Annotated in this window: 1 protein-coding gene and 1 pseudogene; one reads left to right on the top strand and one right to left on the bottom strand. The window is 69.9% G+C overall.

The features are described from left to right. A pseudogene (locus DBR34_RS12660) lies at positions 1-1322 on the top strand (hypothetical protein); the annotation flags it as partial. A 7-nt stretch (positions 1323-1329) separates the two neighbouring features. On the opposite strand, the gene DBR34_RS22960 reads toward DBR34_RS12660, so the two are convergent. Then, positions 1330-1856 (bottom strand): lanthionine synthetase LanC family protein (locus DBR34_RS22960; protein WP_308812536.1); only part of this gene is annotated, 527 nt, incomplete at its 5' end.

Raw genomic sequence — 1856 nt, 5'->3', positions numbered from 1 at the left:
GGCGCAGCGCCCCCGCTGCGCCCGACCTGTTGCAGCCCGGGCTGTATGCGCTGCAGCCCGATGCGTACCTGCGTGCCGCCCCGGCGATCCCGCCGGCGGGAGAGACCTACCAGCAGCGCTACGCGCATGCCGTGCCGGCAGCGGCCGGGGTGCGCTATGCGTTCGTGTCGCGCGATCCGCAGGCCCGGCTCAACAAGCTGGTGTTCCTTACCGACCCGGCCTACCAGTACGACATCAACAGCGCCAACCTGCTGTGTCCGGCCTATGCGTTCCCCGGGTGGAACGCGCATTCGGAGGCGCAGCCCTATTGCCGCACCAACATCGGTGCCAGCGACCGCGAAGCAGCACTGGACTGGACCGACACCGGGTTCTCGGTGCGCTGGGCCGACCGCAAGCAGCTGCTGGGGGCGGTGCAGGTGCCGGCGCAGCGCGCACCCACCGCGGAGGAGGCCGGTGCCTGCGCCATCGCCGATGTCTGCGCGCCAGAGGCCTACGGGCGCCACATCAACCAGTACGAGGTGGTGCACTACCGCGACCAGTTCACGCTGCAGCAGCCGCGGGCGTATGTGGATGTACTGCATGTGGACAGCGCGCTGCCGTTGCACGCCGAGGCCCGCGACGCAGGTGGTGTCGCGACGATTGCCGCCGGCAGCTATGTGGCGGTGCTGCGCCGGACCCCGGCGTGGTACCAGGTCGAGCAGATCGCGCAGGACGGCAGCACCGTGCGCGGCTGGATCGACCGCGATGCGTTGTTCCCCCTTGCCTGGGTGGCACAGGCGGCCACTACGCCGGACAGCACGTTCCGCGTGGGGCTTGAGCAGGGCGAAGAAGGCGCCAGGCTGACGGCGATCGAGGTACTGGACGCGAGCACCGGCCAGCGGCGTCAGGTCCTGCGTGATTTCGAGGCCGATCCCATCGGCGACGGCGACGCGTTGCTGCAGACGGTGGACGCCAACTTCGACGGCCACCTGGATCTGCTCGCACCGGGCATGTCCGGCGGTGCCGGTCCGAACAGCACCTCCAACGTGTTTCTGTTTGATCCGGCCAGCGGCGCGTTCGTGTACGACGCCGCGTTGTCGGCGCTGCCGCAGTTATCGATCAACGCGCAGGACCGCACCCTGACGTCCGCGTCGCGGGGCGGCTGCTGTTCGCATGCCTCGGAAACCTATCGCTACCGCGATGGCGCGTTGCAGCAGGTGGGCAGCTGGGAGGAGGCGCTCTCCGCCGACGGCGAACATATCGAGACCACCCGTGGCACCTGGCGCAACGGGCGGATGCAGTACCGCACTACGCGGACCCGCGCCACGCCCGTTGAGCCATGACGCCGGTCTAGCCGGCGTACGCGGGAACCGCTTCGCTGGTCGATGCCGTGGTCTTCTGGCTGCGCCGCACCGCGCCGGGAGCACGCTCCAGCAACAACGGCGATGGCATCGCGCACGCGGGATGCATCCGGCAGAAGCCGTAGATCGCGCCGGCCAGGCCGATCATCAGGCCGGGCGTGAACGCGGCGCGGGTCAGGCCGCCGACCATGCCGTGATGCTCCTCGATCGAGGAAATGACCTCGATGGCGGCCGCGTCGATATCGTACGGGCAGGCCGGGTCCAGTTCGGCCGCGCGCAGCAGCAGCTCGCGGGTGGACAGGTCGCCATGGCAGAGCGTGTGGCTGAAGCCCCATTTGCCGGAGGCGTCCGCCACCGCCCGGCGCAGTCCGCGCAGATGCTGCTCGCTGCCGGTGCGCGCATACAGGTCGGCATGGGCCAGGCCGATGCCGACGCTGCCGTGGCACCAGGTCGGGAAGTTCTTCTGGCCGTCCTTCAGGTGGATGTCGCGCCAGCGCCCGGTGGCCGGCTCGAACA

It is taken from the genome of Stenotrophomonas sp. HMWF003 (genome assembly GCF_003061285.1).
GTDB classification, from domain to species: domain Bacteria; phylum Pseudomonadota; class Gammaproteobacteria; order Xanthomonadales; family Xanthomonadaceae; genus Stenotrophomonas; species Stenotrophomonas maltophilia_AP.
This window is presented reverse-complemented; position numbering and strand designations above follow the sequence as displayed.